We start from the raw sequence: 25,733 nt of genomic DNA, 5'->3' as shown, positions 1-25,733 counted from the left end.
GGAAAAACCGATGTCAGTTAGTTTCTTCGAGCACCCGATCCTCAATTCGCCTTACCGAATGCCAGAGCAGCATTGGGATCTGGACAAGGAAGGGCGTCCGACTGATCGGATCATCCATCGGCGCCGCAAGTCAGACCTGATCTCGGCCATGCCCGGCGCAAAAGCCAATAGCGGCAAACAGGCAAATCTCACCTTCAATGACTTGTCCACGGACGGGGTGGACTACAATCCGACGCCCTACATCAACGAGTTGAGGGAAGCCGTCGATACGTGGCGCAATCTGCCCAACCCCTCGCAATGGCGTGTGTCTCCAGTCACCCAAAGGTTGCTGCAGCACTGGCGAGCGATCCAGACGGATGAGACAATTCCGATCCGGCCCTTCTTCTGCCAACTCGAGGCCGTCGAGGTCGCAATCTGGCTGGCCGAGGTTGCGCCCAAGGACGGCAAGCGCGGCAAGCGGTTCCTCGAATGGCTCAAGGCATCGAATGCTGCGGCGAACCCGGATCTTTTCCGCATCGCTCTCAAGCTTGCCACCGGGGCCGGAAAGACTACGGTCATGGCGATGCTAATGGCCTGGCAGGTCCTGAATGCCGCACGGGCGCCCTCGTCCAAGAACTTCGGAAAGGGCTTCCTGATCGTTGCACCGGGCATCACGATCCGCGACCGCTTGCGCGTCTTGAAGCCGTCCGAGCCGGACAACTACTACACTAGGCTCAATCTGGTCCCATCCGACCTGATGACCGACATGCAGACGGCGAAGATCGTCATCACCAACTACCACGCCTTCAAGCTGCGTGAGCGGGTGGCGTTGGCCAAGGGGACGCGCGCGGCGCTCTCGGGGCACGGCCAAGGGCCGCAGACGCAAGAGACCGAAGGCCAGATGATTGCGCGGGTGATGTCCGAGTTGATGTCCTGCGGCCCGATCACGGTCATCAACGACGAGGCACATCATTGCTACCGCGAGCGCCCGGATGCCGAGCAAGAGAAGCTGACCGGGGATGCCCGCAAGGAGGCCGAGGAGAACCGCGAGGCCGCGCGGCTCTGGATTTCGGGACTCGAGGCTGCCAAGCGCCACCTGGGCGTCCGCACGATTTATGACCTGTCGGCCACTCCCTTCTTCCTGTCGGGTTCCGGCTGGGTCGAGGGGACTCTGTTCCCCTGGGTGGCCAGCGACTTTTCCCTCATGGACGCGATCGAATGCGGGATCGTGAAGCTGCCCCGCGTGCCCGTGGCTGACAACGTTCCCGGTCAGCCCGAGCCGCTCTACCGAAACCTGTGGAAGGCCATCGGGAAGAAGATGCCGAAGAAGGCGCGCGGCGAAAAGAAGCCAGACCCTCTGAAGCTGCCGCTCGAGCTCCAGACCGCGATCGACGCGCTATACGGCCACTACGAGAAAACCTATCTGGAATGGGAGAAAGCACAGGTCGGTATTCCACCCGTCTTTATCGTGGTTTGCAACAACACCACGAATTCCGAGCTTGTCCGGGACTACATCGCGGGTTTCGAACGCGAGGACGAGAACGGGGTGATCGACACCGTTCAAGGGCGCTGTGCCCTGTTTCGCAATTTCGCCGACGATGGCGAGCGGCTCGACCGCCCGCGCACCATACTGATCGACAGCGCATCCATCGAATCCGGCGGCGAGGTCGACAAGGCCTTCCGCGAGGCTCATGCCGCCGAGATCGAAGCCTTTCGTCGCGAAAGGGCTGCGCGTGGTGACGGGGCGGACCAGATCGACGAGTCCGAGATCCTGCGCGAGGTGATGAACACCGTCGGCAAGAAAGACCGGCTTGGCGAGCAGGTGCGCTGCGTCGTCTCTGTCTCCATGCTGACCGAAGGCTGGGACGCAAACAACGTCACCCACATTCTGGGCCTCCGCGCCTTTGGCACCCGGCTCATTTGCGAACAGGTCGTCGGCCGTGCCCTGCGCCGTCTGTCCTATGACGTGAACGAACAGGGGCTGTTTGCCACCGAATATGCCGACATCATGGGCATCGACGGGCTCAACTTTTCTGACGGCCCTCGTGTCGCGCCTCCCACGCCGCCGCGCGAGGTCGTGCAGGTCCGCGCCCTCTCGCCCGAGCGGGACCACCTGGAGATCACCTTCCCGCGGGTCGAGGGCTACCGCACCGATCTGCCGAATGACACGCTTGCCGTCGACTTCTCAAAGCTGGAGCCCTACGAGCTAACGCCCGACAAAATCGGGCCTGCGGAGGTCACCATGCAGGGCATCGTGGGCGAGCCAGCCCACATCACCCTTGAGCATCTCGGCCAGATGCGCCCATCCGAGATCGCCACCAAGATCGCCTCGCACCTCGTCATGCACAAGCTGCGCGATGCGGGTGAGGCGCCGAAGACCCACCTCTTTCCGCGCGCCAAGCGGATCGTCCGCCAATGGCTTGACAGTGACCGCCTGATCCTGACCGGCGGCACGCAGAAGGCGCAGCTCACCTACAAGCAGATCGCCGACGAGGTGTGTGACACGATCCTGCACGCGCTCACCCTGGGCCGTGAGGGGGATGCCGTGATCCGCGCCATTCTTGAGCCATACACGCCCACCGGCTCGACCCTGGACGTGGCTTTCAATACGTCGAAGAGCACGCGCTTCTGGCCACGGCCAGACCGGTCGCACATCAACTGGATCGTGACAGACAGCGACTGGGAGGCCAAGCTCGCCAAGGTAATCGAGGATCATCCGATGACCCGCGCCTATGCCAAGAACCACAACCTCGGCTTCGAGATCCCCTACCTGGTTGAAGGCGAGCCAAAACGGTATCGCCCCGACTTCCTGGTTGCGCTCGACACGCCAAACCCCACAACCCTGATCATCGAGGCTAAAGGCTATCGCGATGCCAATGACCGCTTGAAGGCCGAGACCACGCGCCACCAATGGGTGCCAGGCGTCAACGCAACCGGGCGCTACGGACGTTGGGCTTATGCCGAGTTGCTCGATCCTTACACATACGCCGAAGACTTCGACAGGTTCATCGGTGAAATTGTGGGAGAACTGGCATGACAAAAGAACCCTTGAAGGTATGTAGGCCTTATGCTTATATTTCTGCCATCCGCCCCATGGCAGTAAGCGTGGTCAGTAATCCAGACCAATGCCGACCCCTTGGGGCTTTTTCATGTCTCTGGTGGCGAACATGAGCCGCGTCGCAATCCTGATCGACGGCGGCTATTTCATGCGGCGTTTGCCGGCAGTCCAGCCTGATACAGACCCAAGGAACCCGGATGCGGCTTGCCGAGCGGTCGCCCGTCTGATCCATGCGCACTTTACGCGCATCAACAAGATCGTCCGCTTCCCGCACTCCCGCCAATTGCTCTACCGCGCATTCTACTACGATGCCAAACCCTACCTGGACAAAGGTCATCTGCCGATCAGCAAGCGCGGCATCGACTATAGCAAGTCCGATACCGCCAGGTTTCAACTGGCTTTTCACGACAATCTGCGCCGCACGTCGAACCTTGCCGTAAGGCTGGGCGAAGTGCGCCGCGATCCGGCCTCGCTTTGGGAACTCAAGCCCGCGGTGCTGAAGGAATTGCTCAAGGGAAACCGCGCATTCGCAGACCTGACCGATGACGACTTTCGCGCGACCTTTCGTCAGAAGGCCGTCGATATGCGCATTGGCCTCGACATAGCTTCCATCACGTTGAAACAACAGGCTGACACCATCGTGCTTGTCGCGGGGGATGCGGATTTCGTGCCCGCCGCCAAGCTCGCCCGGCGCGAAGGGCTGAAGATCATCCTCGATCCACTTTGGCGACAGGTGGATGGCGCGCTTTTCGAACATATCGACGGGGTCTATTCGGGATTCAAGAATCCGAAGGCCAAGGGCCCAAAGTCAGAAGAGGCTTCGCAATGACCGACAAACGTACCCCCATCGAACCCATCACCCATTCCGACGACCGCGTGAACATCCCCACGCCGGAGCTCGCCCCGCTGATGGACCCGGACGACGCGCGGCCGATCAAGGTGGCCTACGGGCTGCGCAACCCTGACCTCGATCCGCAAATGATCTGGCGGGGCAAGGATATCGACCAGGCTGCCGTCACCGTGGACGCGCCGCCGATCTACCTGCAGGAACAGGTCCACCCCAAGGCGATCATCGAGGACCTGAGGGCAGGGGGCAAACGCAATGGCGAGGGTGCGGGCGTTGACCTGTTCGACCATTTCGGCCTGACCGACGAGGACCGCGAGGCCGAGGTGGAATTCTATCGCCACCACCAGAAATGGTCGAACCGGATGATCCTGGGCGACGGGCTGCAGGTCATGGCCAGCCTCGCCGAGCGCGAGGGGCTGAAGGGGCAGGTGCAGGCGATCTATATCGACCCGCCCTATGGCATCAAGTTCAACTCCAACTTCCAGTGGTCCACCACCAGCCGCGACGTGAAGGACGGCAAGCTGGAGCACCTGACGCGCGAGCCCGAGCAGGTGAAGGCCTTTCGCGACACCTGGCGCGACGGGATACATTCCTACCTGCAATACCTGCGCGACCGTCTGGTGGTGGCGCGGGAATTGCTGACCGAGAGCGGATCCTGCTTCGTTCAGATCGGAGACGAGAACGTTCACCGGGTGCGGGCGCTGATGGATGAGGTGTTCGGGGAGGAGAATTTTGTTAGTCAGATTGCATTTGCCAAAACTTCGGGTGACACATCGCCATACTTGTCCACGACCTTTGACTACGTAATATGGTATGCCAAAAGAAAAGACACTCTGAAATACCGCCAGCTCTTTTTGTTAAAGAAGCCTGGCGAGAAAGGTGGGTCGAATTACACCTCGGTAGAAATTGGCGCATTCGAGCGGAAGAGTCTGAAACAGGCTTCCGAAAGCGAAGTTGCCCAAGGTAGAGTTTTTTCTCTCGACAACATCACCAGTCAATCAATGGGCCGTGATAAAGGCGAAGGAGCCGCCAGTTGGTTCCCGGTCCCCATAGAAGGGCTCGAATACAAGCCTTCCATGCAAGTTCGTTGGAAGACCAACGAGATTGGCATGGACCGCCTCCTGAAATCTCGAAGGGTCGGTTATACTACCTCCCGTATCGGCTACATGCGCTATCTCGACGACTTCCCAGTCTTTCCAATCACGGCAACTTGGTGGGATGTGGGTGCGAGCTTCATGTCGAATAAAACGTATGTCGTCCAGACTGTAGAAAGCGTGATAGCGCGTTGCCTGCTTCTTGCAACCGACCCCGGCGACCTCGTGCTCGATCCCACCTGCGGCTCGGGCACCACGGCCTATGTCGCCGAGCAATGGGGGCGGCGCTGGATCACCATCGACACCTCTCGCGTGGCCCTCGCACTCGCCCGCGCCCGGATCATGGGGGCGAAATACTCCTGGTACATCCTCAAGGACTCCCCCGAGGGGCAGAAGAAAGAGGCCGAGGTGACACGCCAGGCCCCCGCCACCGCGCCCACCTACAACGACATCCGCCACGGCTTCGTCTACCACCGCGTGCCGCACATCATGTTACGGGACATCGCCAAGAACACCGAGATCGACGAGATCTGGGAAAGGATGCAGCCCGCGGTCGAGGCCGCCCTCGCCGCGCTCAACGCCGCGCTCCAGGCCGATCCGCCGGCCCCGTTCGAGGTTCAGACCGGCGGCCGCAAGGGCGCGCAGATCGACTTCACCGCATCGGGCGAAGTCGAATTGCCCAGCGGCGAGATGGCCCCGGCGAACGGCTTCATGGAATGGGAGATCCCGCGCGAGGCGCCCGACGGCTGGCCCGATGCCGCCAAGGCCGCGCTGGCCGATTTCTGGGCCGCCCGCATCGCCCGGCAGAAGGAGATCGACGCCTCCATCGCCGCCAGGGCCGATCACGAGTACCTCTATGACAAGCCCTACGAGGACAACAAGCGCGTCCGCGTCGCCGGACCCTTCACGGTCGAAAGCCTCTCGCCGCATCGCACCCAGGCGGTGGACGAGAACGGCGAGCTGATCGAGGAGCACGACGCTGCCAATGGCAAGCGTTCGGCCCGGTCCCAGGAGGCCGAGAACTACCGCACCGCGATCCTTGAGAACCTTGGCAAGGCTGGCGTTCAGCAGGCCGACAAGGCAGACAAGATCACCTTCACCTCGCTGACCGCCTGGCCCGGCGAATGGCTCGCCGCCGAGGGCCGCTACATGGAGGGAGAGACCGAACGCCGCGCCGGTATCCTGATCGGCCCGGAATACGGCACCCTGCAACGTGCCGACCTGACAGCCGCCGCGCGCGAGGCGGCGGAGGCCGGTTTCGACATCCTGATCACCTGCGCCTTCAACTACGACGCCCACACCGCCGAGTTCCGCAAGCTGGGCCGCCTGCCGATCCTGCAGGCCCGGATGAACCCCGACCTGCACATGGCGGGCGACTTGAAATCCGGCGGCGGCAATCTCTTCGTGGTCTTCGGTGAGCCCGATATCGAGATCGTCGAAGAGGGCGAGATGCTGCGTGTGCGCCTGCTCGGCGTGGACATCTTCCGCCCCGCGACCGGTGAGGTGGCGTCCTCGGACCCGGAGGACATCGCCTGCTGGTTCATCGACACCGACTATGACGAGCAGAGCTTCTTCGTCCGCCACGCCTATTTTCCGGGCGCCGAGATCCCCTACAAGCAGCTCAAGACGACGCTGAAGGGGGAGGTGGACGAAGAGGCCTGGGCGAGCCTGAAGCGCACGGTCTCGCGGCCGTTCCCGCGGCCGAAGTCGGGCCGGGTGGCGGTGAAGGTGATCAACCATCTGGGGGATGAGGTGATGAAGGTGATGGGGGTTTGAGCATGGAGTATGTGCTGGAGCGGCAGTTGGCCGTGGCTTACGGCTATCCTTCCACGCCAGGCAAACGACCGAAGTTTGTCGTCAAGGCGGGGTCGACAGCGATGAGGGATGGATCGCCGAATGTGAAACGGAAGAATTGGCTGACGGATGAACTGGTTCGCAAGGGCATACTTGCACCTGATCCCGGAAACCCAAGGCTCTGGGTCTTCCAGAAGGATTACGAGTTCAGCAGCGCATCTGCGGCTGGCGATGTCATCAATGATGGAAATCTGAGTGCACCCCAATACTGGAGGAACACGGTCACCGGAAAATCGTTGAAAGAGGACCTGGCAGCCCTTCCATGACCTTTCGCATTGCCGACACTTTCTCGGACGCGCTGGCCAAGCTTTCTGGCCAGGAGCAGAAGGCCGCCAAGACCGCGGCTTTCGATGCGCAGATGAACCCGGACAATCCGGGGCTCCAGATGCACAGGGTGGACCGTGCGCGCGATCCGCATTTCTGGACGGCACGCGTGAACCGCGACATCCGGCTTGTCCTGCACAAGAAGGGCGGCGCCACGCTGCTGGCCTGGGTCGGGCATCATGATGACGCCTATGCCTGGGCCGAGCGCCGCCGGATCGACGTCCACCCGCGCACCGGCGCTGCGCAGATCGTCGAGATCCGCGAGACGGTCGAAGACGTGATCATCCAGCGCTATGTAGAGGAAGCGGTGAAGAAGCCGCGGCTCTTTGCCGAAGAGGACGACGAGACGCTGCTGTCCTGGGGCGTGCCCGAGGACTGGCTGGACACGGTGCGCGAAGCGACCGAGGATACCGTCCTGGACATCGCCAGCCATCTTCCGCAGGAGGCCGGCGAAGCGCTATTGCAGGCAGCCACAGGCGAACGGCCTACACCAGCGCCCCGGGCGGAGGACCCCTACGAACACCCCGATGCGGCGCGCCGTTTCAGGCTTACCACAACGGAAGCCGACCTCGCGGCAGCGCTTGAGGCACCTTGGGAGAAATGGACTGTCTGGCTGCATCCCGCGCAGAAGGAATTCGTGGACCGCAACTTCAACGGCCCGGCAAGGGTGATCGGCTCGGCCGGAACCGGAAAGACTGTCGTTGCCCTGCACCGGGCCGCCCGCCTGGCGCGCGAGAATACCGATGCCCATGTCCTGCTCACGACCTTCAACCAGCGTCTGGCCGATGGCCTTTCGGCGAAGCTGCCCATGCTGCTGCCTGACAAGGCGGTTCGAGACCGGATCACGACATCCGTACTGGGGGCACTGGCTCACGATCTTTACGCCAAAGTCTTTGGCTCGATTGATGAGGCGACACCCGATGATGTCGCCGAGGCATTGACCAAAGCTGCGGCAGACGCGGATGTGAAGGTGGACCAGGGTTTCCTGGAGGATGAATGGCGACTCGTCGTGGATGCCTGGGCGGTCGCGGATCGCGATGCCTACCGGGATCTGCCTCGCCTGGGCCGGCTCACGCGAATGGCGGCGTCGCGCAGGGATGCACTGTGGGACGTCTTCGCCGCTACGCGAGCCGCGCTGAAGGGACAAGGCAAGCGAACCCGCGCGCAGATGCTCCACGCGCTCGCGGCGCATTATCGGGGTGGTGCATCTCGGCCATTCACGCATGCAGTGGTGGACGAGGCGCAAGATATTTCGGTGCCGGAACTACATTTCCTTGCCGCGCTTGCCGGAGACAGGCCAAATGGCCTGTTCTTCGCCGGGGATATCGGTCAACGGATCTTCCGCGCGCCATTCCCCTGGAAAGCAGCTGGGGTGGATGTGCGCGGGCGTTCGCGTAGCTTGAAGGTCAATTACCGCACGTCGCAGCAAATTCGCAGTCAGTCCGACCGACTGCTGCCGGTCAGCCTGACCGAGGCGGATGGCAACGAAGACCGCCGCACTGGCGTCGTGTCCCTGTTCGATGGCCCGCCTCCTGAGATCACCGAATTCCCCGATGCTGATGCAGAGATCAAGGCCGTGGCCGCCTGGCTAGCCGATCTGGCTGCCATTGATGTCACCGGGTCAGAGGTCGCTCTTTTGGTCCGTAGCGAGGACGAGATTCCCCGCGCCAAGGCAGCCAAAGAGCTCTTCCTAACGTTGACAAGTCGCGAAGTGGAGCCGGAGGTCCGGGTCATGCACGATGCGAAGGGGGCCGAGTATCGCGCTGTCGCGGTCATGGCATGCGACGAAGATGTGATCCCAAAAGAGGATCGTCTTCTGGAAGCGCGGGACGAGGCGATGATTGAGGAAATCATGGCGACGGAACGCCATCTTCTTTACGTTGCGGCGACCCGAGCCAGGGAGCGCTTATGGGTGTCAGGTGCCGGCCGGGTTTCTGAATTTCTTGAGGACCTAATTTGATCTCAGTTGACCTTGGGGTCTGGGTCATCAGTTGTGCGCGTTCGCCGGCGTCAGGCGGCAATCAACAACCTGCGCCGGCACCTCCACGTAGTTCAACTCACACTCGCTCATGGATACCCATCCCATGACCGACCTAACTGACTCTTCTCATCAGGTCAGAGAGTGACACTCTTGCCTTACAACGCCAGGGACAATTCCGAATGGTATTGACCGAGATGCCCGGGTGAAAGTGACCACACTTCCCTGCTTCCAGGGGGATGAATCCAGTCGTGTCGTGGTTCTCATCACCCGAGCCTTCACGAGCGATGCCGTCGCGCTGATTTACGCAGGCGTCACGAGCATCAGGCGCAGTGTTCGGGGCAGCCATCTGACGGTCAACGCACGACGCCGGAAGCAGCCGACTTCGGCCCGAACAAAGGTGGATGACTACAACGTTCTGGGCATAGAGGCTCAACGGCTGTCCGCGGCAGATCCCTGAGCCCGGTCCTCACCCGATCGTTGTTCGGATGATCCGCATCCAGTTGCCGAAGGCGAGTTTTACCAGCAACGGGTCATCCAGGCCCCGCGCGCGCAGGCCCTCGAAGATCGCGGGCACGCCCGCCACGTCGCGGACCGCCTCGGGCACGATCGCGCCATCGAAATCGGACCCCAGTGCGACGCGTTCCTCGCCCAGCCGCTCGATCAGCCCGAGGAAATGGTCCAACAGAGGATCCATCGGCGTTTCAGCAGTCATCTTGCCGTCGTCGCGCAGAAAGCAGGTGGCGAGGTTGATGCCGACCAGCCCGTCGCTGTCGCGGATCGCATCGAGCTGACGGTCGGTGAGATTGCGGGACGAGGGGCAGAGCGAATGCAGATTCGAATGTGTCGCGACGAGCGGCGCGTCGGACAGGCGGACGACATCCCAGAAGCCGGACTCGTTCAGGTGGCTCAGGTCTATCATGATGCCCTTCGCGTTGCAGGCGCGGACCAGCCGTTCGCCCGCCTTGGTCAGGCCGGGACCGGTGTCCGGCGAAGCCGGAAAGGCCATCGGCACGCCCTCGGCAAAGCGGGTCGGACGGCTCAAGACCGGGCCGAGCGAGCGCAGGCCCAACTTGTAGAGGATGTCGAGCATGACGAGGTCTTCGTCGATCGCCTCGGCCCCTTCGACATGCAGCACGATCGCCAGTTGCCCGCCGGCCCGGGCCGCATCGATCTCGGTCGCCGTCCTGCACAGCCGGACGGCACCGTCCGAGGCGGCGATCAGCCGGTTCAGGATCGCGATCTGGCGGGCCATTGCGTCCCAGGCGGTGGCGCGCGGGACCTCGGGGGGCAGGGGCGCGCAATAGGAATCGCCCTCGAAGATCGAGAAATCGAGCCCGGTTGCGGATTCGGCGTAGAGCGCGAAGAACCCGCCGATCATTCCGCCGCGCCGCGCGCGCGGCAAGTCGATATGGCCGTCGGGGCGACCGGCCAGGAACAGCTGCTCCGGGGCGGGATGATCGTATCCGGCGAGGCGGAAGAGAGCGTCGTTGTGGCCGTCGAAGAAGGAAATGGTCATGGTGTTCGGTCCTTTCCGGGGGCTCAGCGATGCGCCATGGCCCGGAACTCGACCCGATAGCGCGCGTGGGGCCGTTTCGCGACCAAGACGGCGCGAACCGGGTAGGGGGCTTCGAAAAGCCATGTGTCGAGCGCGGCGCTCGCCTGACCGTCGAACTCTTGCGGCGCAGTGCCTGTCGCGGGATCGGCGGGCACTTGGCCCGGCTGGAAGACGAGGTCGCCGCAGGCAAGAGATGGAGATAGGGGGGGCGGCCATGGCGGTTCCTTTCAGCTTTCGGTCGGGCTCGGCGTGTTTCGCCGTACGAGGCTGCTTGCGAGAATGCGGGCGGCACTGGCGAGCAGACGCTCGCCCTTCTCGGGCGTTGCCCGCCTTGCGAACCCCGAGACGCCGCTCGCGGTGAGGTTCGAGAAGGGTTCGAAGGCCCGCAGGCGCGGCTGCATCGATGCGGCCATGTCGAAGCCGGGCCCATCGGTCAGGCGGTCCTGTCGCACCTGGTCGGGAGACAGTGCCCAGATCATCGATGTCTCTGCCTCGCAGGCATGCTGCAGTGAACTCTGGCTCTCGAGTTCCGCCGCGATCCCGGTTGCCGCTTCGACGAAATAGGTCGTGCTCCAAACCGTCTGGCCCGAGCGCACGGAGATGTCGGTGGCGACCGCCCAGAGTGCTGCCATGTTGCCGCCGTGGCCGTTGACCAGCACGATGTCGGAGAAACCCGCGCCTCGGATCGAGGCGCAGATGTCCCGGATCAGCGCCGAGAAGGTGGCGAGTGACAGCGTAAAGGTGCCGCCGAAGCCGGTATGATGCCCGGTAAGTCCGGTCCAGATTGCGGGAGTGACGGCAGCGGGCCGGCCCTCTGTAGTCAACAATCGTGCAGCGCGTTCGCAGACCGCGGCAGCGAGGATCGAATCCGTCCCGGTCGCCAGATGTGGGCCGTGTTGCTCGGTCGAGCCCACGGGCACCAGGACGCAGCATTGTGGCGTGCCAGTCGGTTCAGCTCGGGGGCGGTCAGGTCGGACCAGGTGACGCAATCTTCGGGCATCGGGGATGCCTTCCATGTGGCGAGACGCGCTCGCTCGGGTTTCGTGAGTATTTCCTTGGGAGTGGCCGTCAGCCCTCCTGCCAGGAATAGCCGTCGTCGCGGCGTCTGATGCGTAGGACCGAAGAGCCCGAGACATGGGCACCGAAGAGGCGCGTGCCGTCGCGGCTGGCGATTGTCAGAACCTTGGCGCGGGCGGCGCGGGCGGCTTCCGGGTCGGCGTCGAAGATCGAGTTCACCTCCGGCCGATGGACCTGCGCGACATGGTGCAGCGCGTCGCCGGCAAAGAGCGCGGTCTCGCCCTCGGAAGAGATCAGGATCGTGGCGTGGAACGGGCTGTGACCGGGGGGAGGAAGCGGATGCCCGGCAGCACCTCGCTGCCATCCACCTCGATCATCTCTGCCTGTCCGTTCGCGACCACCGGATCGACGCTGTCCTGCCGGGCGAGGAAGCTGTTGCGATGGCGCGGAGAGAGGTTCGCAGGATCGGCGAAGAAACGGTATTCGGTGCGCGAGAAGAGATAGCGTGCATTCGGGAAGGTCTGCCGCCAGACGCCGTCGCTCTGAATGGTGTTCCAGCCAACGTGATCGACATGCAGGTGGGTCAGCAGGATAAAACCGACCTGGTCCGGTTGGACACCCGCCGCCGCGAGCCGACCCAGGAAGCCGTTGTCATGGTCATTGAACGGTGGGGACAGCGGGCGCTGCTTTGCGTTGCCGATCCCAGTGTCGATCAGCATCTTGCCGCAGGGGGCCTCGACCAACCAAGGAGTACGAGGCAAGGCGGACGTCGCCTGCGGGGGTTAGCATGTGCTCGGGGATTAGCTCGGGCTGCCGGCATGCTCCGCGAGGTCGGGAAACAGTCTGGCCAGAGAGAAGCCATCCATCTCGGTCTCGGGGATGCGGGTAATCTTCAGCGCGCCGACCCGATGGCCCGATGGGAGGGGATTGGCGATGTCAGGCATGGCTCAGGGCCTCTTTGGCGTTGTCTTCGGAATAATGGCAGGCGGCGATTGCGGGGTAGCGGTACGGCAGGCCGCACTGGCACGGTCGCAGCGCGTGGCGAAGATGCAGCCGTTGACCGGTTCGCTCAGCTTCGGCACCTGGCCGCGGCGTCTCCGGCCAGCGCGCGGCGCGGGACAAGGTCGGTCAGGGCGTCGGTGCCGACAATTGCGGCAGAGGAATTCAGAAACGCACGTCTGGTCAAGGTCATCTTTTGGTTCTCCCGTTGGAATCGCTCTTTTCAAGACGACGTAGAAAATGGACTGGGCTGTAAAGTCGAAATTGTAGAATTGATAAAGGAATCCACCTAAGTATCTGACTAAACGTGAAAGATACCTTGTTACCTGTGGCTCATGTGGCCGCTACTATTCTGGACAGTCATGCCTAATAGAGAGAGGGTGAGGTGGGCACGAGCACAGGCGGCGCAACCCGCACGGGCAGGGGATAGACCGACGCGATCATCCTCTCGGCGCGAAAGCTGTTCCTCAAGCGCGGCTACGACGGGGTCAATCTCGAGGCCATCGCCAAGAAGGCGAGCGTCTCGCGCCAGACGCTCTACAACAACTTCGGCAGCAAGGAGGCGATCTTCCGGGCCATGCTGAACGACCATTGGCAGCGGCTTCGCGCGGGGCGCGAGGAAGGCATGGACGCTCCGGTCCTGGCCATCGGCGCAGAGGAAATGCTGCGCGGGTTCGCGGAGCGGATGATGGCCTTTGTCGAGGGCGCCGAGCAGGTCGATTTCACGCGACTCGTGATTGCGGAATCGCGCCGGACCGCCTGGATCGGGCGCGAGTTCTACGAGGTTGGCAAAGGCCCGCTGGTCCATGGGTTTGCCAATACCCTTCGCGCCTACACGCAGGCCGGTGCGCTGCGCTGCGACGATCCGCTGCTGGCCGCGCACCAGTTCTTCGGCCTGATCCTCGAATGCGTCTTCTGGCCCTATGTTATGGCCATCGGCCCGGCGACGAGCGAACTCGTCACCACCGAGGTCGCGATCGACGAGGCGGTGAAGATGTTCCTCGCCCGCTATGGCTGAGGCGGATGTCCGGGTTGGCTGGGGCCTCTTTCCGCGGTGAACGCGGCCATCAGGTCGGCTTGAGAGCGACTACCGCCGCTACCGAATGCGAGTGTGTAGCCTCGCCGACCAAGTGCTGTGATTTCAACGAGCAGTTCGTCCGTCGATGTCACCACGTGGCCCGCGCCAGTGCCGACGAGGCGGATGTTCTCGTAGAGATCATCGCAAGCCATCCCGTCGGCGAATTGCGCGATCTCCATCGGCACGCTCCCGATCTCCGCTAGGAAACCGGGGGATGGCAGGCTGATGCGCACGCTCGCCGTGCCCATGATCGGACCCTTCGATGAGTTGATTGAGACGAAGGCGCGTAGGTCGTCGTCTGGTGACCGCACGATCAGTCGGTTGATACTCAGGTGGGGTAGTGGGTCGTCGGCCAGCCCGTATTGTTTCAGTGCGCGTGTCAGTTTGCCGTTAGCGTTCGCGACGAAATCGAACTCGCTGTCGAAGATACTCTTTGCGTCTTCCTTGATGAATGCACTGAGCATGAACGGTTCGGTTGGGTCGAGATCCCCGTCGGCTTTCATCTGCTGGTACACGCGGGCGTGAAACACCAGTTCGACCAGGTAACGCGTCAGTGTCATGGCGTTGATCTCGCGCACCTCCTGAAAGCCATAGATGCGGAACAACGGTAGGTCGGCCTGTTGGCAGATTGAATTCTTCCTCGTGTCGTTAGACGGATTGTGCCCAGGCCCATCGAACTCAATGGCGACAACGGGGCGTTGGTCATAATCGGTCAGCACGAAGTCGAAATGGGCCTGCAATGCGTAGGTGCCTAGTTCTCGTCGGTCGAGTTTGTCGATGTCTACGATGTCAGCTACGCGCACCTTTTCGTGCAGTTCAGCGCCGTGACGCCTGATCACCGCGCGGATTTGCTGCTGAATGCGATTCTCGCTGGTGTTCCTAAACCTGCGTAACATGGTGCTTTTCTACCATCCGAGCGGAGGTCGACCCAGTCAGTGGCGCTTCGACGCCGAAACTCCCCAATGTCACGTTGCTGTCGCATCGACGCGCAAAATCGACAAAAGCCGTCCTACGAAGCGGCTCCTATAGTCTTGTAATCCTAAGAAGTTTTGGCTCCGGCGGTAGGGATCGAACCTACGACCAATTGATTAACAGTCAACTGCTCTACCGCTGAGCTACGCCGGAACACCGGGGGTGCGTATAGCAAGGGGAAATTGCAGCGTCCAGAGGGAAAGATCGTGTTTTTTACCTGCGGGTGAAGCCTGCGTCCGGGCTCAGGTCGGGGGTCGCGGCGGCCTGGTTTCTGTCAACCAGATCAATCAGATGCGCGAAGACATTGCGTTCGGCGGCGGGGATCAGGGCCGGTGGCGTGTCGGCGTAGAGGGTGCGGGTCAGCTCGGGGATGCCGCGCGGCTCGGGGCCGAGCGCCGCCAACAGCGCCGCGCTGCGGGCCGTCCGGTGGGCATGCAGCCAGTCGAGCCGCTCCGCGGGGGCGTCCACCGGGTCGCCATGGCCGGGGTAGAGCCGGGCCAGGTCCAGCCCCCGCAAACGTTCGATCGAGGCCATGAAGGCCGCCAGATCGCCGTCGGGTGGCGAGATCAGGGTCGAGGCCCAGCCCATGGCCAGATCGCCGGAAAACAACCGGTCGCCCAGCCGGAACGCCAGATGCCCGGCGAAATGGCCCGGCGTGTGCAGCGCCTGCATCCGCCAGCCCGGCCCCTCGATCCAGTCGCCATCGCCCAGCCGCCGGTCCGGCGCGTGGCCGGCATCCACGCCTTCGCCGCCGCCCGCCAGCCCGGCCGCCGCCAGCGCCTGCATCCGCGCCGACCGGCCCGCGCCCGCTGGCCCGAAGCCCAGCACTTCGGCCCCGGTTGCCGCCTTCAGCGCCGGGACCAGCGCGGTGTGGTCGACATGGGCGTGGGTGACGAGGATATGTGTGATCCCGCCCGGCGCCGCCGCAAGAATCGCTTCCATGTGGCCCGGATCGTCGGGGCCGGGGTCGATCACCACCTGCGGGCCCGAAGGGTCGCCGATCAGATAGCTGTTGGTGCCGCGATGGGTCATCGGCGAGGGATTCGGCGCCAGGATCAGCCGCACGCCGGGTTCGAGGAGTCGCGCCTTGCCTGCCATCGCCTGCCCACCTTCCGCCAGCCGCCGTCGCGGGCTATGCATAGGGATGTTCTTCGCTTGGCTCAAACGCTTTACGCCGCGCTCGCTCTATGGCCGGGCGGCGATGATCCTTCTGGTGCCGGTGGTGACGATCCAGCTGGTGGTCTCGGTGGTCTTCATCCAGCGCCACTACGAGGGCATCACCCGGCAGATGACCGAGACCCTGGCGCTGGAGCTGTCCTATCTGGTGGGCCGGGTCGATGTGGCGCCTAATCTGGCCGCCGGGCAGGCCGAGGTGGCGCGGCTGGTCGGGCCCCTGGCGCTGGACGTCACCCTGCCGACCGCGGCCGAGACCGGCGACCACAGGGCGTTCTGGGACCTCTCGGGGCGGATTGTGGCGCGCGAGTTGCGGGCCCGGGTGCCGGGGGTCGAGGCGGTGGACCTGCTGAGCGACAGCAAGGAAGTGCGGATCGTGGTGGCCACGAAACAGGGGCCGATGCAGATCACCGCGCCGCGGCGCCGGGTCTCGGCCTCGAACCCGCATCAGCTGCTGGTTCTGATGGTCTTTGCCTCGGCGCTCATGACGCTGATCGCCTATATCTTCCTGCGCAACCAGCTGCGCCCGGTGAAGCGGCTGGCCGAGGCGGCGGATGCCTTCGGCAAGGGCCGGGTCGTGCCCTACAAACCCTCCGGCGCCACCGAGATGCGGCTGGCGGGCACCGCCTTTCTCGACATGCGCGCCCGGATCGAGCGGCAGATCGAGCAGCGCACCCTGATGCTGTCGGGGGTCAGCCATGACCTGCGGACACCGCTGACCCGGCTCAAGCTGGAACTCTCGATGCTGGAACCGGGCCCCGAGACCGAGGCCCTGCAGCGTGACGTGGCGGATATGGAGCGGCTGCTCGACGCATTCCTGGACTTCGCCCGCGGCGATGCGCTGGACGATGCGGCCGAGGTCGATGTCGGGGCGCTGGTGCGCCAGGCGGTCGAGGATGCGGTGCGGGGCGGCGGCAAGGTGAAGTTCGTGGCGGTCGGACCCTCGCCCGACACACCCGATGCCGCGGATGCAGGGCAGGGAGCCCCGACCGAGCCGCTGCTGGTCCATCTGCGCCCGGCGGCGGTGCGGCGGGCGCTGGACAACCTGATCGGCAACGCGCTGCGCTATGCCGGGCGGGCCGAGGTCTCGCTCTGGGTCGGCGAGACGGCGCTGCGGATCACGGTTGAGGATGACGGGCCGGGCATCCCGCCGGATCAGCGAGACGAGGCGATCAAGCCCTTCATCCGGCTGGACCAGGCGCGCAATCAGGACCGCGGGCCTGGGGTCGGACTGGGCCTGGCCATCGCCCGCGACATCGCCCGACGCCACGGCGGGGCGCTGCGGCTGTGCGAGTCGGAACGGCTCGGCGGGCTGAAGGTGGAGCTGGTGCTGGCGCGATAGCGCGGATGGGACGGGGAAGGCGTGGTGCGTGCGAGCACGCACCCGACGGGTGGGCGCACCCCGCCTTGGCGCTCTGGTAGGGTGCGTGCTTGCACGCACCATTCGCCCGCCGCGCTCAGGCCGCCTTGCCTTCGAAGCTCAGGGCCTTCAGCAGCACCTCCCGCGGGGTCTCGGCCTTGGTCCCGGCAAAGGCGACCCGGCCGCGGGTCATCACGCTGATCCGGTCGGCCAGCTCATAGGCGAAGTCGAAGAACTGCTCGACCAGCACGATCGCCATGTCGCCGCGGTCGCGGAGCAGCGTGATGACCCGGCCGATCTGTTGGATGATATTGGGCTGGATGCCCTCGGTCGGCTCATCCAGCAGCAAGAGTTTCGGACGGATGATCAGCGCCCTTCCGATGGCCAGCTGCTGCTGCTGCCCGCCCGAAAGGTCGCCGCCGCGCCGGTCCTGCATCTGCTTCAGCACCGGGAACAGCTCGTAGATCTCTTCCGGCACCCGGCGTTCGCCGCGCGGCAGGCAGGTAAAGCCGGTCTCGAGGTTCTCGCGCACCGTCAGCAGCGGAAAGATCATCCGGCCCTGCGGCACCAGGCCGACTCCGCGCCGGGCCAGTTCGTCGGCCCTGAGCCGGCCGAGGGATTCTCCGTTCAGCGTCACCGTCCCGCCGGAGCGCGGATGGACCCCGGCGATCGCCTTGAGCAGCGAGGTCTTGCCGACCCCGTTGGTGCCCATCACGCAGGTGACCTCTCCGGCACGGGCCTGAAGATCGACCCCGTGAAGGATCTGCGAGCCGCCGTAATGCAGCGTAAGACCTTGGACATCCAGCATTCTCAGCGCCCCAGATAGACTTCGATAACCTCTTGGTTGGCGGTCACATGGTCCAGCGACCCTTCCGCCAGCACCGCGCCTTCGTGCAGCACCGTGACCTTGCAGTTCAGCCGCCGGACGAACTCCATGTCATGTTCGACCACGACCACCGCGCGGGTCCTGGCGGCTTCCACCAGCAACGAGGTGGTGTGTTCGCGTTCTTCCGGGGTCATCCCCGCCGCCGGCTCGTCGACCAGCAGAAGCCGTGGGTCCTGCGCCAGCAGCATGCCGATTTCCAGCCATTGCTTCTGCCCGTGGCTGAGTTCCCCGGATTTGCGCGACAGCTCCGAGACCAGGCCGATCTGGCCGGCCAGCTCCTCGACCCGGGCCTCGTCCGCGGCGTTGCGGCGCTGAAACAGAACCGCGAGCGGGCCGCGATCCTTCTTCAGCGCCATCAGCAGGTTGTCCCGGACCGTCTGATCCTCGAACACGGTGGGGCGCTGGAACTTGCGGCCGATCCCGGCACGGGCGATGGCGGCCTCGTCCATCCGCAGCAGCGAAATGGATTTCTCGCCCCAGAGAACCCGGCCTTCGTCGGGTCGGGTCTTGCCGGTGACGATATCCATGAAGGTGGTCTTGCCGGCGCCGTTCGGACCGATGACGGCGCGCAGCTCGGCCGGACCGATGTTGAAGGACAGGTTGTTGATCGCCCGGAAGCCGTCGAAGCTGACCGAGACACCCGAGACCTCGAGAAGCGCGCCGGTCATGGCAGAGACCTTTCGACGGAAGCCCGCCGCCTGTCGGCAGGTGTTGTTCGGTGTTGCCGATCGTGGCGTCTCATTCTTCGGCCTCCTTCTCGCGCAGGCTGCCCAGATCGGGGCCCAGGTCGGCGCCGTGACGGTCCGGGGCCCGGCGTGACAGGGCCAGATCGACCAGCCCGCCGATCCCCTTCGGCGCGAAGATGGTGACGCAGACGAAGCTGAGCCCCAGCAGCACCGTCCACCAGTCGACCCATTTGATCGTGTAGAAGCCGAGGTCGATGTCGGGCGCCCGGCCGCCGGTGAACCATGTGGAGACCAGCGACACGAAACCGGCGCCGATCACCGCGCCGTAGAGCCGCCCGCGCCCGCCGATCGCGACCCAGACCGCCAGGTAGATCGAGGCGATCGGCGCGATCTCGGCCGGGTTGATGATGCCTGCCTGCGGATAGTAGAGCGCGCCCGCGATCCCGGCCATGACCGCGGTCAGGGTGAAGATGAAAAGCTTATATCGTTCAACGGGATATCCGAGAAACCTCACGCGCGCCTCGTTGTCACGGATGCCGCGCAGGACCGAGCCGAACTTGCCCGAGACGACAAAGGCCGCCAGCAGGTAGCCAAGCCCCAGGGCCAGGGCCGAGGTCCAGAGGAACCAAACCGACATCACGCTTTGCGGGATCGCGTCGGCACCGGGCAGGTTCTGCAATCCCGACAGCCCGTTGTTGCCGCGCAGGCCCGAGTTGTTCTGGAACAGATAGAGCGACAGCGCCAGCGTCATCGCCTGGGTCAGGATCGACAGATAGACCCCGGTCACCCGGCTTCGGAAGGCCAGCCAGCCGAAGACCAGCGCCAGCAGCCCCGGCACTGCGACCACCAGCACCAACTGCATCGCCAGGCTGTCGGCAAAGAGCCAGATGGCGGGAAAGTCGGAACTGCCGACCACCCCGAAGATCTGCGCGCCGACCGCATCGGTGATCTCCTGCGGGGTGGCGGGAATCTCGGCATTGGCCATGGAAGAGACGACGATGGCTTCGGTCCGCGCATACATCAGCCACATGCCGATCATGTAGCCGCCGAGCCCGAAGAAGGCGAAATGGCCCAGGCTGAGAATGCCGGTATAGCCCCAGACCAGGTCCATCGCCACCGCGACCAGTGCCAGGCACAGCGTCTTGCCCAGGGTCTTGACGAAAGAGGTCGAGAGCCCGCCTCCATATGCCTCGGACATCAGGGTGACGGTCAGGGTGAAGACCAAGAGCAGGCCGAGGAAGACCGGCACCGACGGGTTTCTCCGCAGGAAGCTCATGCCCGGCCCCCGCAGGCCGGGCGGGGGGCGCTGCCCCCCGGACCCCCCGGAGTATTTGCGACCCAAAGATGGGGAGCGAGGCGCAGGCGAAGGGCGGCGAGAATCGGCAAGGTCATTGGTGCGGTGAGCATGGGTCAGTCTCCTGCCGCACGGCCCTTGAGGGCGATGATGCCCCGGGGCCGGAACTGGATGAAGATGATGATGAAGATGATCATGTAGGTCTGGGCGGCGAGCGTGTTCGAGGGGTTGAAGACCTCGATCCCCTTCTGCAGGAAGCCGATCATCGTGGCGCCGAACAGCGCCCCCCAGATATTGCCGACCCCGCCGACGACCACGGTCATGAAGCTCTGCACGATGTAGTCGGAGCCCAGTTCCGAGGTCACCTTGGCATAGAGCCCGATGGCGACCCCGGCGATCCCGGCGATGCCCGAGCCGAGGCCGAACGTCAGCATGTTGACCCGGTCGGGGTTGATCCCCATCGAGGCCGCCATGGCCGGGTTCTGGGTCACTGCCCGGATGTCGAGCCCGAAGCGGGTGCGCTTCATCAGGAACAGGAAGAGGCCGAGAAAGAACAGCGCCAGCACGAAGATCGCGATGCGGATGTAGGAGATCGCCACCACGTCGTTGAGCACCAGCGCCCCGTCGAGCCAGCCCGGCGAGGTCAGCGGCCGGGCCTGGGTGCCGAAGATGTTCTTGGCGATCTGCTGCAGGGCGATGGAGATGCCGAATGTGGCCAGCAACGTCTCGAGCGGGCGGTTGTAGAGCCAGCGGATCACCAGGCGCTCCATCGCCACCCCGGCGGCGAAGGTGACGGCGAAGGCCAGCGGCAGGGCGACAAGGATCGAGACGGTGTAGTTCGGGATCAGAGTCTGCACCACATAGCCGGTATAGGCGCCCATCATGATGAACTCGCCATGCGCCATGTTGATCACCCCCATGACGCCGAAGGTGATGGCAAGGCCGATGGCGGCGAGGAAATAGATCGAGGCGAGGCTGAGCGCGTCGAGCGAAAGGTCGGCGAACTGGTTCAGTGCCAGCTTGGTCTCGATCGAATGCAGCGTGGCCCGGGCGGCGTCGGTGACGGCGGGTGCGGGTTCGGCATAGACGTCGAAGAAGCGGTGGCTGTCGAGCGCCTGTGCCAGTTCGGCGGCGGTGGCGGTGGCGGGCACCAGGCCCTGATCGGCCAGCGCGGCATAGGCGCGTTCGCGGGCGGCCTCGCTGTCGAGTTCGGCCACCGGCACGCCGCCGACCTTGCCATCGGCGATATGGGCGATCAGCGCGGCGCGAAACTCGGCGGGCGAGATCCGGGGCCGGGCCAGGCCCTGCCCGACCAGCAGCGCATAGGCCTGGGCGGGCGAAAAGTCCCCGGCGCCGACCTCGACTTCGCCGGCCAGGTTCCACTCCGGCGCTGGCCCCTCGGTGGTGGCCAGGCGGCGGGTGGCCAGCAGCGGGTTCAGGCTGGCTCGGACATCGACCGAGAGATCGCCCGAGAAGTAACCGATGGCGTCGATCCGCGCGGCCTCGTCCGGGTCGAAACGGATGGTCAGCAGTCGTTCCAGCCGGATTTTCAGCGCCTTCAGCCCGGCGTCGGTCTCGCTGTCGATCGAGGCCCGCAGCGCCGCCAGATGGCTTGCCTCGGCATCGCGCTGGATCGCCTGCAGGGCATTTTCGCGCTTCACCCGGTCGGGCGACTGCAGCTGGAAGGGGACCAGGGCCGCCGCGATCATCGCCCGGATCCCGGAATTGGGCTTGAGCTGATCGACGGCATCCTTGGGATAGTCGCCGACCGCCGCGCCACTCTCCAGATCATGCAGCCGGAACAGCCCCTTTTCGGGTTCCTCGCCGCGAAAGAACAGCCCGTCGTCCTTGCGCCGGTAGATTTCCTTGGCCTGCCAGGCCTCGAGCACCGTTTCGGCCGCGGGCAGACCCGATCCGGCGATGGCGGTGATGGCCGGTTCGATTCCCTTGCGCGAGCCCTTGGTGATCTCGGCGGCATGGGCCTGCATCAGGGCCTGCATCGGCGAGAGCGTCTCCTGGGCCCGAAGGGGGGCCGCCAGCGAGGCGCAGAACAGGACCGCCGCAAGAAGAAAACGGAGCATGGGGTGCATATCCGGGTGGGGGCAGGGAGGGCGGGCCCGCGACAGGCCCGCCCTGTTTGCGGTCTGCCTCGGGTCAGTAGTTCGACTTCAGCTGCACGCAGGTCTTGGTCTCGGTGTTGTACATGCCGCAGTTGAGCGACACCCAGTCCGAGTCCAGCACCGCCGATTCCGGCAGATAGTCGGTCCAGGCGTCGCCGGGGACCGGCTCGGTCTGCGAGATGATGTCGAACTGGCCGTCGTCCTGGATCTCGCCGATCAGCACCGGCTTGGTCAGGTGGTGATTCGGCAGCATCTCGGCCATGCCGCCGGTCAGGTTCGGATAGGTCTGGCCGACCATCGCGTCGATCACCGGATCGACATCGGTGGTGCCCGCCGCCTCGACCGCCTGCACCCACATGTTGAAGCCGATATAGGTGGCTTCCATCGGGTCGTTGGTCACCCGGGCCTCGTCGCCGATGAAGGCATGCCAGGTGGCGATGAAGGCGGCGTTCTCGGGCGTGTCGGCGGACTGGAAGTAGTTCCAGGCGGCCAGGTGCCCGACCAGGTTCGACGTGTCGAGACCCGAAAGCTCCTCTTCCCCGACCGAGAAGGCGACAACCGGAATGTCGTCGGCGGATATCCCGGCGGCGGCCAGTTCCTTGTAGAAGCCGATATTGGCGTCGCCGTTGATCGTCGAGATCACGCCGACCTTCTTGCCGTCGGCGCCCAGGGCGACCACGTCGGCGACGATCTTGGACCAGTCGGAATGGCCGAAGGGGGTGTAGTTGACGAAGATGTCCTCTTTCGGGATCCCCTTCGAGATCAGGTAGGCCTCGAGGATGTTGTTGGTGGTGCGCGGGTAGACGTAATCGGTGCCGAGCAGGGCGAATTTCTCGACCCCCAGTTCGTCGAGGAAGTAGTCGGTCGCCGGAATCGCCTGCTGGTTCGGTGCGGCGCCGGTGTAGAAGACGTTGCGCGAGCTTTCCTCGCCCTCATATTGCACCGGGTAGAACAGCAGCCCGTCGAGCTCCTCGATCACCGGCAGCACCGACTTGCGGCTGACCGAGGTCCAGCAGCCGAAGATCACGTCGACATCCGAGACGGTCAGTAGTTCGCGGGCCTTCTCGGCGAACAGCGGCCAGTCCGAGGCCGGGTCGACGACGACGGCTTCCAGCTGCTTGCCCAGCACGCCGCCCTTCTTGTTCTGCTCGTCGATCAGCATCAGGACGGTGTCCTTCAGCGTCGTTTCGCTGATCGCCATCGTGCCCGACAGCGAATGCAGGACGCCGACCTTGATCGTGTCCTGCGCCATGGTCGGCAGCGCCTGCGACAGCGTCAAGGCCGTCGCGCAAGCGATTGTTCCCAGATGTTTTTTCATGTTCCGAAGAATCCCTGTTCTGGAACGTGCCGGGAGTATTGGGCCAGGCTGGTCCTGCGGCCTTTCGGCGCGTGCCTTCGGGCACCGGATAGCCTATGCTTCCCCCCGCAGCGTAAGTTGCATCTCGTGCGGTGGTGGCGTCCGTCCAAGACTTGTCGCCACCGCACTCCCCTGAAGCCTCCCGTTCCGGGCGGCGAGGTCAGATGACGGTCCTGTGAGCTGGCTGGCAACGATCTGGTGCGGAGGTGGCGCTGCGTTGCGGCATGAGTCCGGACATTTGCTCGCGAATTGGGCAAAATCATCGCGCATGCCGGGTTTTTGGGCGCGAAACGCGGCCGCGCCTGTCGGTCTCTGCCTGTCAATGGTCGCAATGATGGGCTATTGCGCTGTCCGGTGCCCGGGGGGGCGGAGGTTTCGATGCGACCCGAACTGGTGATCTTTGACTGCGACGGCGTGCTGATCGACTCGGAGGTCATCAGCGCCCAGATGCTGATCGAGGCGCTGATCCCCTACGGAATCGAGATCGACCGTGGTTTCGTGACCCGGCATTTCCTGGGCCGGTCCTATCCGGTGGTCCTGGCCGAGGTGCGCAGCCGCTTCGGTGTCGATCTTCCGCCGAGCTTCGAGGCCGAGTATCGCGCCCGGTTGCTGGAGGCCTTCGAGACCCGTCTGAAGGTCATGCCCGGCGCGCCCGAGGTGCTGGCGGGGATGACGCTGCCCTGGTGCGTGGCGACCTCGTCGAGCCCGGCACGGGCCAGGCGGTCGCTGGAGATCACCGGGCTGGCGGGGCTGGTGGGCGACCGTCTGTTGACCGTGGCCGAGGTCAAGCACGGCAAGCCGGCGCCGGACCTGTTCCTGCTGGCCGCATCCCGGATGGGCGTCGAACCGGGACGCTGCCTGGTGCTGGAGGACAGTCTGAACGGCATCAGGGCGGCGCGGGCAGCGGGCATGGAAGTCTGGCGGTTCACCGGCGGTTGCCACCTGCGGGGCATGGATCTGACCGAGCCGGAAGACGCCCGCTCCGACCGTGCCATTGCCAGCTTCGCGCAATTGGGTCAGGTTGCCCCGAAGATTTTTGCCGGTAGGACGAATGGCCAAGCTCCCCGAGACTGATGCGACTCCGCTGGACGATGCGGCACGGGCCGGCTGGCTCTATTACGTGGGCGGCAAGACCCAGGACCAGATCGCGCAGGAACTGGGCGTGTCGCGGCAGCGGGCGCAGCGGCTGGTCAGCCGGGCGATGGCCGAGGGGTTGATCCATGTCCGGCTGGAACACCGGGTGTCGGGCTGTCTCGACCTGGAGGCGCAGCTGCGTGCCCGCTTCGGGCTGCAACTGGCGCGGGTCACGCTGTCCCTGGGGCCGGGCGTCGATCCGGTTTCTTCCCTGGCGCCGACGGCAGCGGCCGAGATGGAACGCTTCCTGCGCCAGTCCGAACCGCTGACCATGGCGCTTGGCACCGGGCGGACGCTGCGTGCGACGGTGGAATCCCTGACCCGTCTGGATGCCGAACAGCACAAGATCGTCTCGCTGATCGGCAACATCGCCCCCGATGGCTCGGCCAGCTACTACGATGTCATCATCCGGATTTCCGACAAGGTTCTTGCCCCGCATTTCCCGATGCCGATCCCGGTCGTCGCCGAGAATGCCAAGGACCGCGACCTGTTCCTGTCGTTGAAGCCGGTGCAGCGGGTCATGGGACTGGCCGAGCGCGCACAGGTCACCTTCGTCGGGGTCGGGCAGATGTCGGATTCCGCGCCGCTGTTGATGGACGGGTTCATCACCCGCGCGGAACTGGAGGACATGCAGGCCCGGGGCGCGGCGGGAGAGATCGCCGCCCGCGCCTTTGATTCGGATGGCCGCTATATCGAGGGCGGCACCAATGCGCGGGTCTGCGCCGTAGAGGTGGCCGGGGGCGAGGGCCGTTCGGTCATCGGGATCGCCGCCGGGGCCGACAAGACGGGTGCAATAGCCGCGGCGCTGAAAGGCAACCTGCTCAACGGCTTGATCACCGACGAGACCACCGCCCGGGCGCTTCTTTCCTGATCTGATTGCTGCGTTGCAGCGGGGCCGGCTGCTGCCTTGCGGCATGATGCGGTTGACAGAATGTCGCGATTGAGTGAGCATATGCCCATCGAAT

General features: G+C 64.5%; 21 protein-coding genes, 1 tRNA gene and 1 pseudogene. 10 read left to right on the top strand and 13 right to left on the bottom strand.

Annotation, left to right across the window (positions count from 1 at the left end; genetic code table 11):
- Positions 1 to 10: 10 nt before the first annotated feature.
- The 5 genes from NUW50_RS19365 to NUW50_RS19345 all read left to right on the top strand — a co-directional run bounded on the left by NUW50_RS19365 (position 11) and on the right by NUW50_RS19345 (position 9,116).
- Positions 11 to 3,016 carry a BPTD_3080 family restriction endonuclease gene (locus tag NUW50_RS19365; RefSeq protein ID WP_258290819.1) on the top strand — a complete coding sequence of 1,002 codons (3,006 nt, stop codon included), beginning with the start codon at positions 11 to 13 and terminating at the stop codon, positions 3,014 to 3,016.
- Positions 3,017 to 3,128: 112 nt separating this feature from the next.
- Entirely contained in the window at positions 3,129 to 3,866 is a 738-nt protein-coding gene (locus NUW50_RS19360) for an NYN domain-containing protein (protein WP_258290818.1), read from the top strand.
- Positions 3,863 to 6,754 (top strand): site-specific DNA-methyltransferase, encoded by a 2,892-nt coding sequence (locus tag NUW50_RS19355; protein ID WP_258290817.1) that lies wholly within the window; start codon positions 3,863 to 3,865, stop codon positions 6,752 to 6,754. Before NUW50_RS19360 ends, NUW50_RS19355 begins: the two co-directional genes overlap by 4 nt.
- Positions 6,755 to 6,756: 2 nt before the next feature.
- On the top strand, positions 6,757 to 7,098 hold the full coding sequence (locus tag NUW50_RS19350; protein WP_258290816.1) for a DUF4357 domain-containing protein: 342 nt from the start codon (positions 6,757 to 6,759) through the stop codon (positions 7,096 to 7,098).
- The gene (locus tag NUW50_RS19345; protein ID WP_258290815.1) at positions 7,095 to 9,116 is read left to right on the top strand and encodes a 3'-5' exonuclease; all 2,022 of its coding nucleotides are present in this window, start codon (positions 7,095 to 7,097) and stop codon (positions 9,114 to 9,116) included. The genes NUW50_RS19350 and NUW50_RS19345 overlap by 4 nt, the downstream gene beginning before the upstream one ends.
- Before the next feature lie 487 nt (positions 9,117 to 9,603).
- On the opposite strand, the gene NUW50_RS19340 is transcribed toward NUW50_RS19345, so the two are convergent.
- The 5 genes from NUW50_RS19340 to NUW50_RS19320 all read right to left on the bottom strand — a co-directional run bounded on the left by NUW50_RS19340 (position 9,604) and on the right by NUW50_RS19320 (position 12,653).
- Complete coding sequence (locus tag NUW50_RS19340; RefSeq protein ID WP_258290814.1) at positions 9,604 to 10,653, bottom strand: dipeptidase; 1,050 nt, start codon at positions 10,651 to 10,653, stop codon at positions 9,604 to 9,606.
- A gap of 266 nt (positions 10,654 to 10,919) precedes the next feature.
- Positions 10,920 to 11,708 carry a creatininase family protein gene (locus NUW50_RS19335; RefSeq protein WP_258290813.1) on the bottom strand — a complete coding sequence of 263 codons (789 nt, stop codon included), beginning with the start codon at positions 11,706 to 11,708 and terminating at the stop codon, positions 10,920 to 10,922.
- Positions 11,709 to 11,760: 52 nt separating this feature from the next.
- On the bottom strand, positions 11,761 to 11,928 hold the full coding sequence (locus tag NUW50_RS19330) for a hypothetical protein (protein WP_258290812.1): 168 nt from the start codon (positions 11,926 to 11,928) through the stop codon (positions 11,761 to 11,763).
- A gap of 74 nt (positions 11,929 to 12,002) precedes the next feature.
- Entirely contained in the window at positions 12,003 to 12,452 is a 450-nt protein-coding gene (locus NUW50_RS19325; RefSeq protein WP_258290811.1) for an MBL fold metallo-hydrolase, read from the bottom strand.
- Between the two features lie 57 nt (positions 12,453 to 12,509).
- Positions 12,510 to 12,653, bottom strand: coding sequence for a hypothetical protein (locus NUW50_RS19320; protein WP_258290810.1), 144 nt, complete (start codon positions 12,651 to 12,653; stop codon positions 12,510 to 12,512).
- A 494-nt stretch (positions 12,654 to 13,147) separates the two neighbouring features.
- On the opposite strand from NUW50_RS19320, the pseudogene NUW50_RS21530 reads away from it, so the two are divergent.
- Positions 13,148 to 13,276: pseudogene (locus NUW50_RS21530) on the top strand (TetR/AcrR family transcriptional regulator); the annotation flags it as partial.
- A gap of 9 nt (positions 13,277 to 13,285) precedes the next feature.
- Entirely contained in the window at positions 13,286 to 13,726 is a 441-nt protein-coding gene (locus NUW50_RS19315; protein ID WP_258290809.1) for a TetR/AcrR family transcriptional regulator C-terminal domain-containing protein, read from the top strand.
- Here the strand turns inward: NUW50_RS19315 and NUW50_RS19310 are convergent.
- From NUW50_RS19310 to NUW50_RS19300, 3 genes are all read right to left on the bottom strand, one after another.
- Positions 13,717 to 14,682, bottom strand: a complete 966-nt coding sequence (locus tag NUW50_RS19310) for a DUF2726 domain-containing protein (RefSeq protein WP_258290808.1) — start codon at positions 14,680 to 14,682, stop codon at positions 13,717 to 13,719. The genes NUW50_RS19315 and NUW50_RS19310 overlap by 10 nt on opposite strands.
- Before the next feature lie 154 nt (positions 14,683 to 14,836).
- Positions 14,837 to 14,911: transfer RNA gene (locus tag NUW50_RS19305), tRNA-Asn, on the bottom strand.
- A 60-nt stretch (positions 14,912 to 14,971) separates the two neighbouring features.
- Positions 14,972 to 15,898, bottom strand: coding sequence for an MBL fold metallo-hydrolase (locus tag NUW50_RS19300; protein WP_258290807.1), 927 nt, complete (start codon positions 15,896 to 15,898; stop codon positions 14,972 to 14,974).
- A 4-nt stretch (positions 15,899 to 15,902) separates the two neighbouring features.
- Between NUW50_RS19300 and NUW50_RS19295 the strand changes: the two genes are divergently transcribed.
- On the top strand, positions 15,903 to 17,273 hold the full coding sequence (locus NUW50_RS19295) for an ATP-binding protein (protein WP_258290806.1): 1,371 nt from the start codon (positions 15,903 to 15,905) through the stop codon (positions 17,271 to 17,273).
- Positions 17,274 to 17,388: 115 nt separating this feature from the next.
- Here the strand turns inward: NUW50_RS19295 and urtE are convergent, their stop codons facing one another.
- The 5 genes from urtE to urtA all read right to left on the bottom strand — a co-directional run bounded on the left by urtE (position 17,389) and on the right by urtA (position 23,529).
- Positions 17,389 to 18,099 (bottom strand): urea ABC transporter ATP-binding subunit UrtE, encoded by a 711-nt coding sequence (urtE, locus tag NUW50_RS19290; RefSeq protein ID WP_258290805.1) that lies wholly within the window; start codon positions 18,097 to 18,099, stop codon positions 17,389 to 17,391.
- Positions 18,100 to 18,101: 2 nt separating this feature from the next.
- Positions 18,102 to 18,845, bottom strand: a complete 744-nt coding sequence (urtD, locus tag NUW50_RS19285) for an urea ABC transporter ATP-binding protein UrtD (protein WP_258290804.1) — start codon at positions 18,843 to 18,845, stop codon at positions 18,102 to 18,104.
- Positions 18,846 to 18,915: 70 nt separating this feature from the next.
- Positions 18,916 to 20,139 (bottom strand): urea ABC transporter permease subunit UrtC, encoded by a 1,224-nt coding sequence (gene urtC, locus NUW50_RS19280; RefSeq protein ID WP_258290803.1) that lies wholly within the window; start codon positions 20,137 to 20,139, stop codon positions 18,916 to 18,918.
- A 134-nt stretch (positions 20,140 to 20,273) separates the two neighbouring features.
- Complete coding sequence (gene urtB / locus NUW50_RS19275; RefSeq protein ID WP_258290802.1) at positions 20,274 to 22,238, bottom strand: urea ABC transporter permease subunit UrtB; 1,965 nt, start codon at positions 22,236 to 22,238, stop codon at positions 20,274 to 20,276.
- A 73-nt stretch (positions 22,239 to 22,311) separates the two neighbouring features.
- Positions 22,312 to 23,529 (bottom strand): urea ABC transporter substrate-binding protein, encoded by a 1,218-nt coding sequence (urtA, locus tag NUW50_RS19270; protein ID WP_258290853.1) that lies wholly within the window; start codon positions 23,527 to 23,529, stop codon positions 22,312 to 22,314.
- A gap of 483 nt (positions 23,530 to 24,012) precedes the next feature.
- On the opposite strand from urtA, the gene NUW50_RS19265 reads away from it, so the two are divergent.
- Together NUW50_RS19265 and NUW50_RS19260 are read left to right on the top strand one after the other, a co-directional pair.
- Complete coding sequence (locus NUW50_RS19265) at positions 24,013 to 24,708, top strand: HAD family hydrolase (protein WP_258290801.1); 696 nt, start codon at positions 24,013 to 24,015, stop codon at positions 24,706 to 24,708.
- Positions 24,686 to 25,639, top strand: coding sequence for a sugar-binding transcriptional regulator (locus NUW50_RS19260; RefSeq protein ID WP_258290800.1), 954 nt, complete (start codon positions 24,686 to 24,688; stop codon positions 25,637 to 25,639). Before NUW50_RS19265 ends, NUW50_RS19260 begins: the two co-directional genes overlap by 23 nt.
- Positions 25,640 to 25,733 lie beyond the last annotated feature (94 nt).

It is taken from the genome of Frigidibacter sp. ROC022, assembly GCF_024723735.1.
Lineage (GTDB): Bacteria > Pseudomonadota > Alphaproteobacteria > Rhodobacterales > Rhodobacteraceae > SLM-1.
This window is presented reverse-complemented; position numbering and strand designations above follow the sequence as displayed.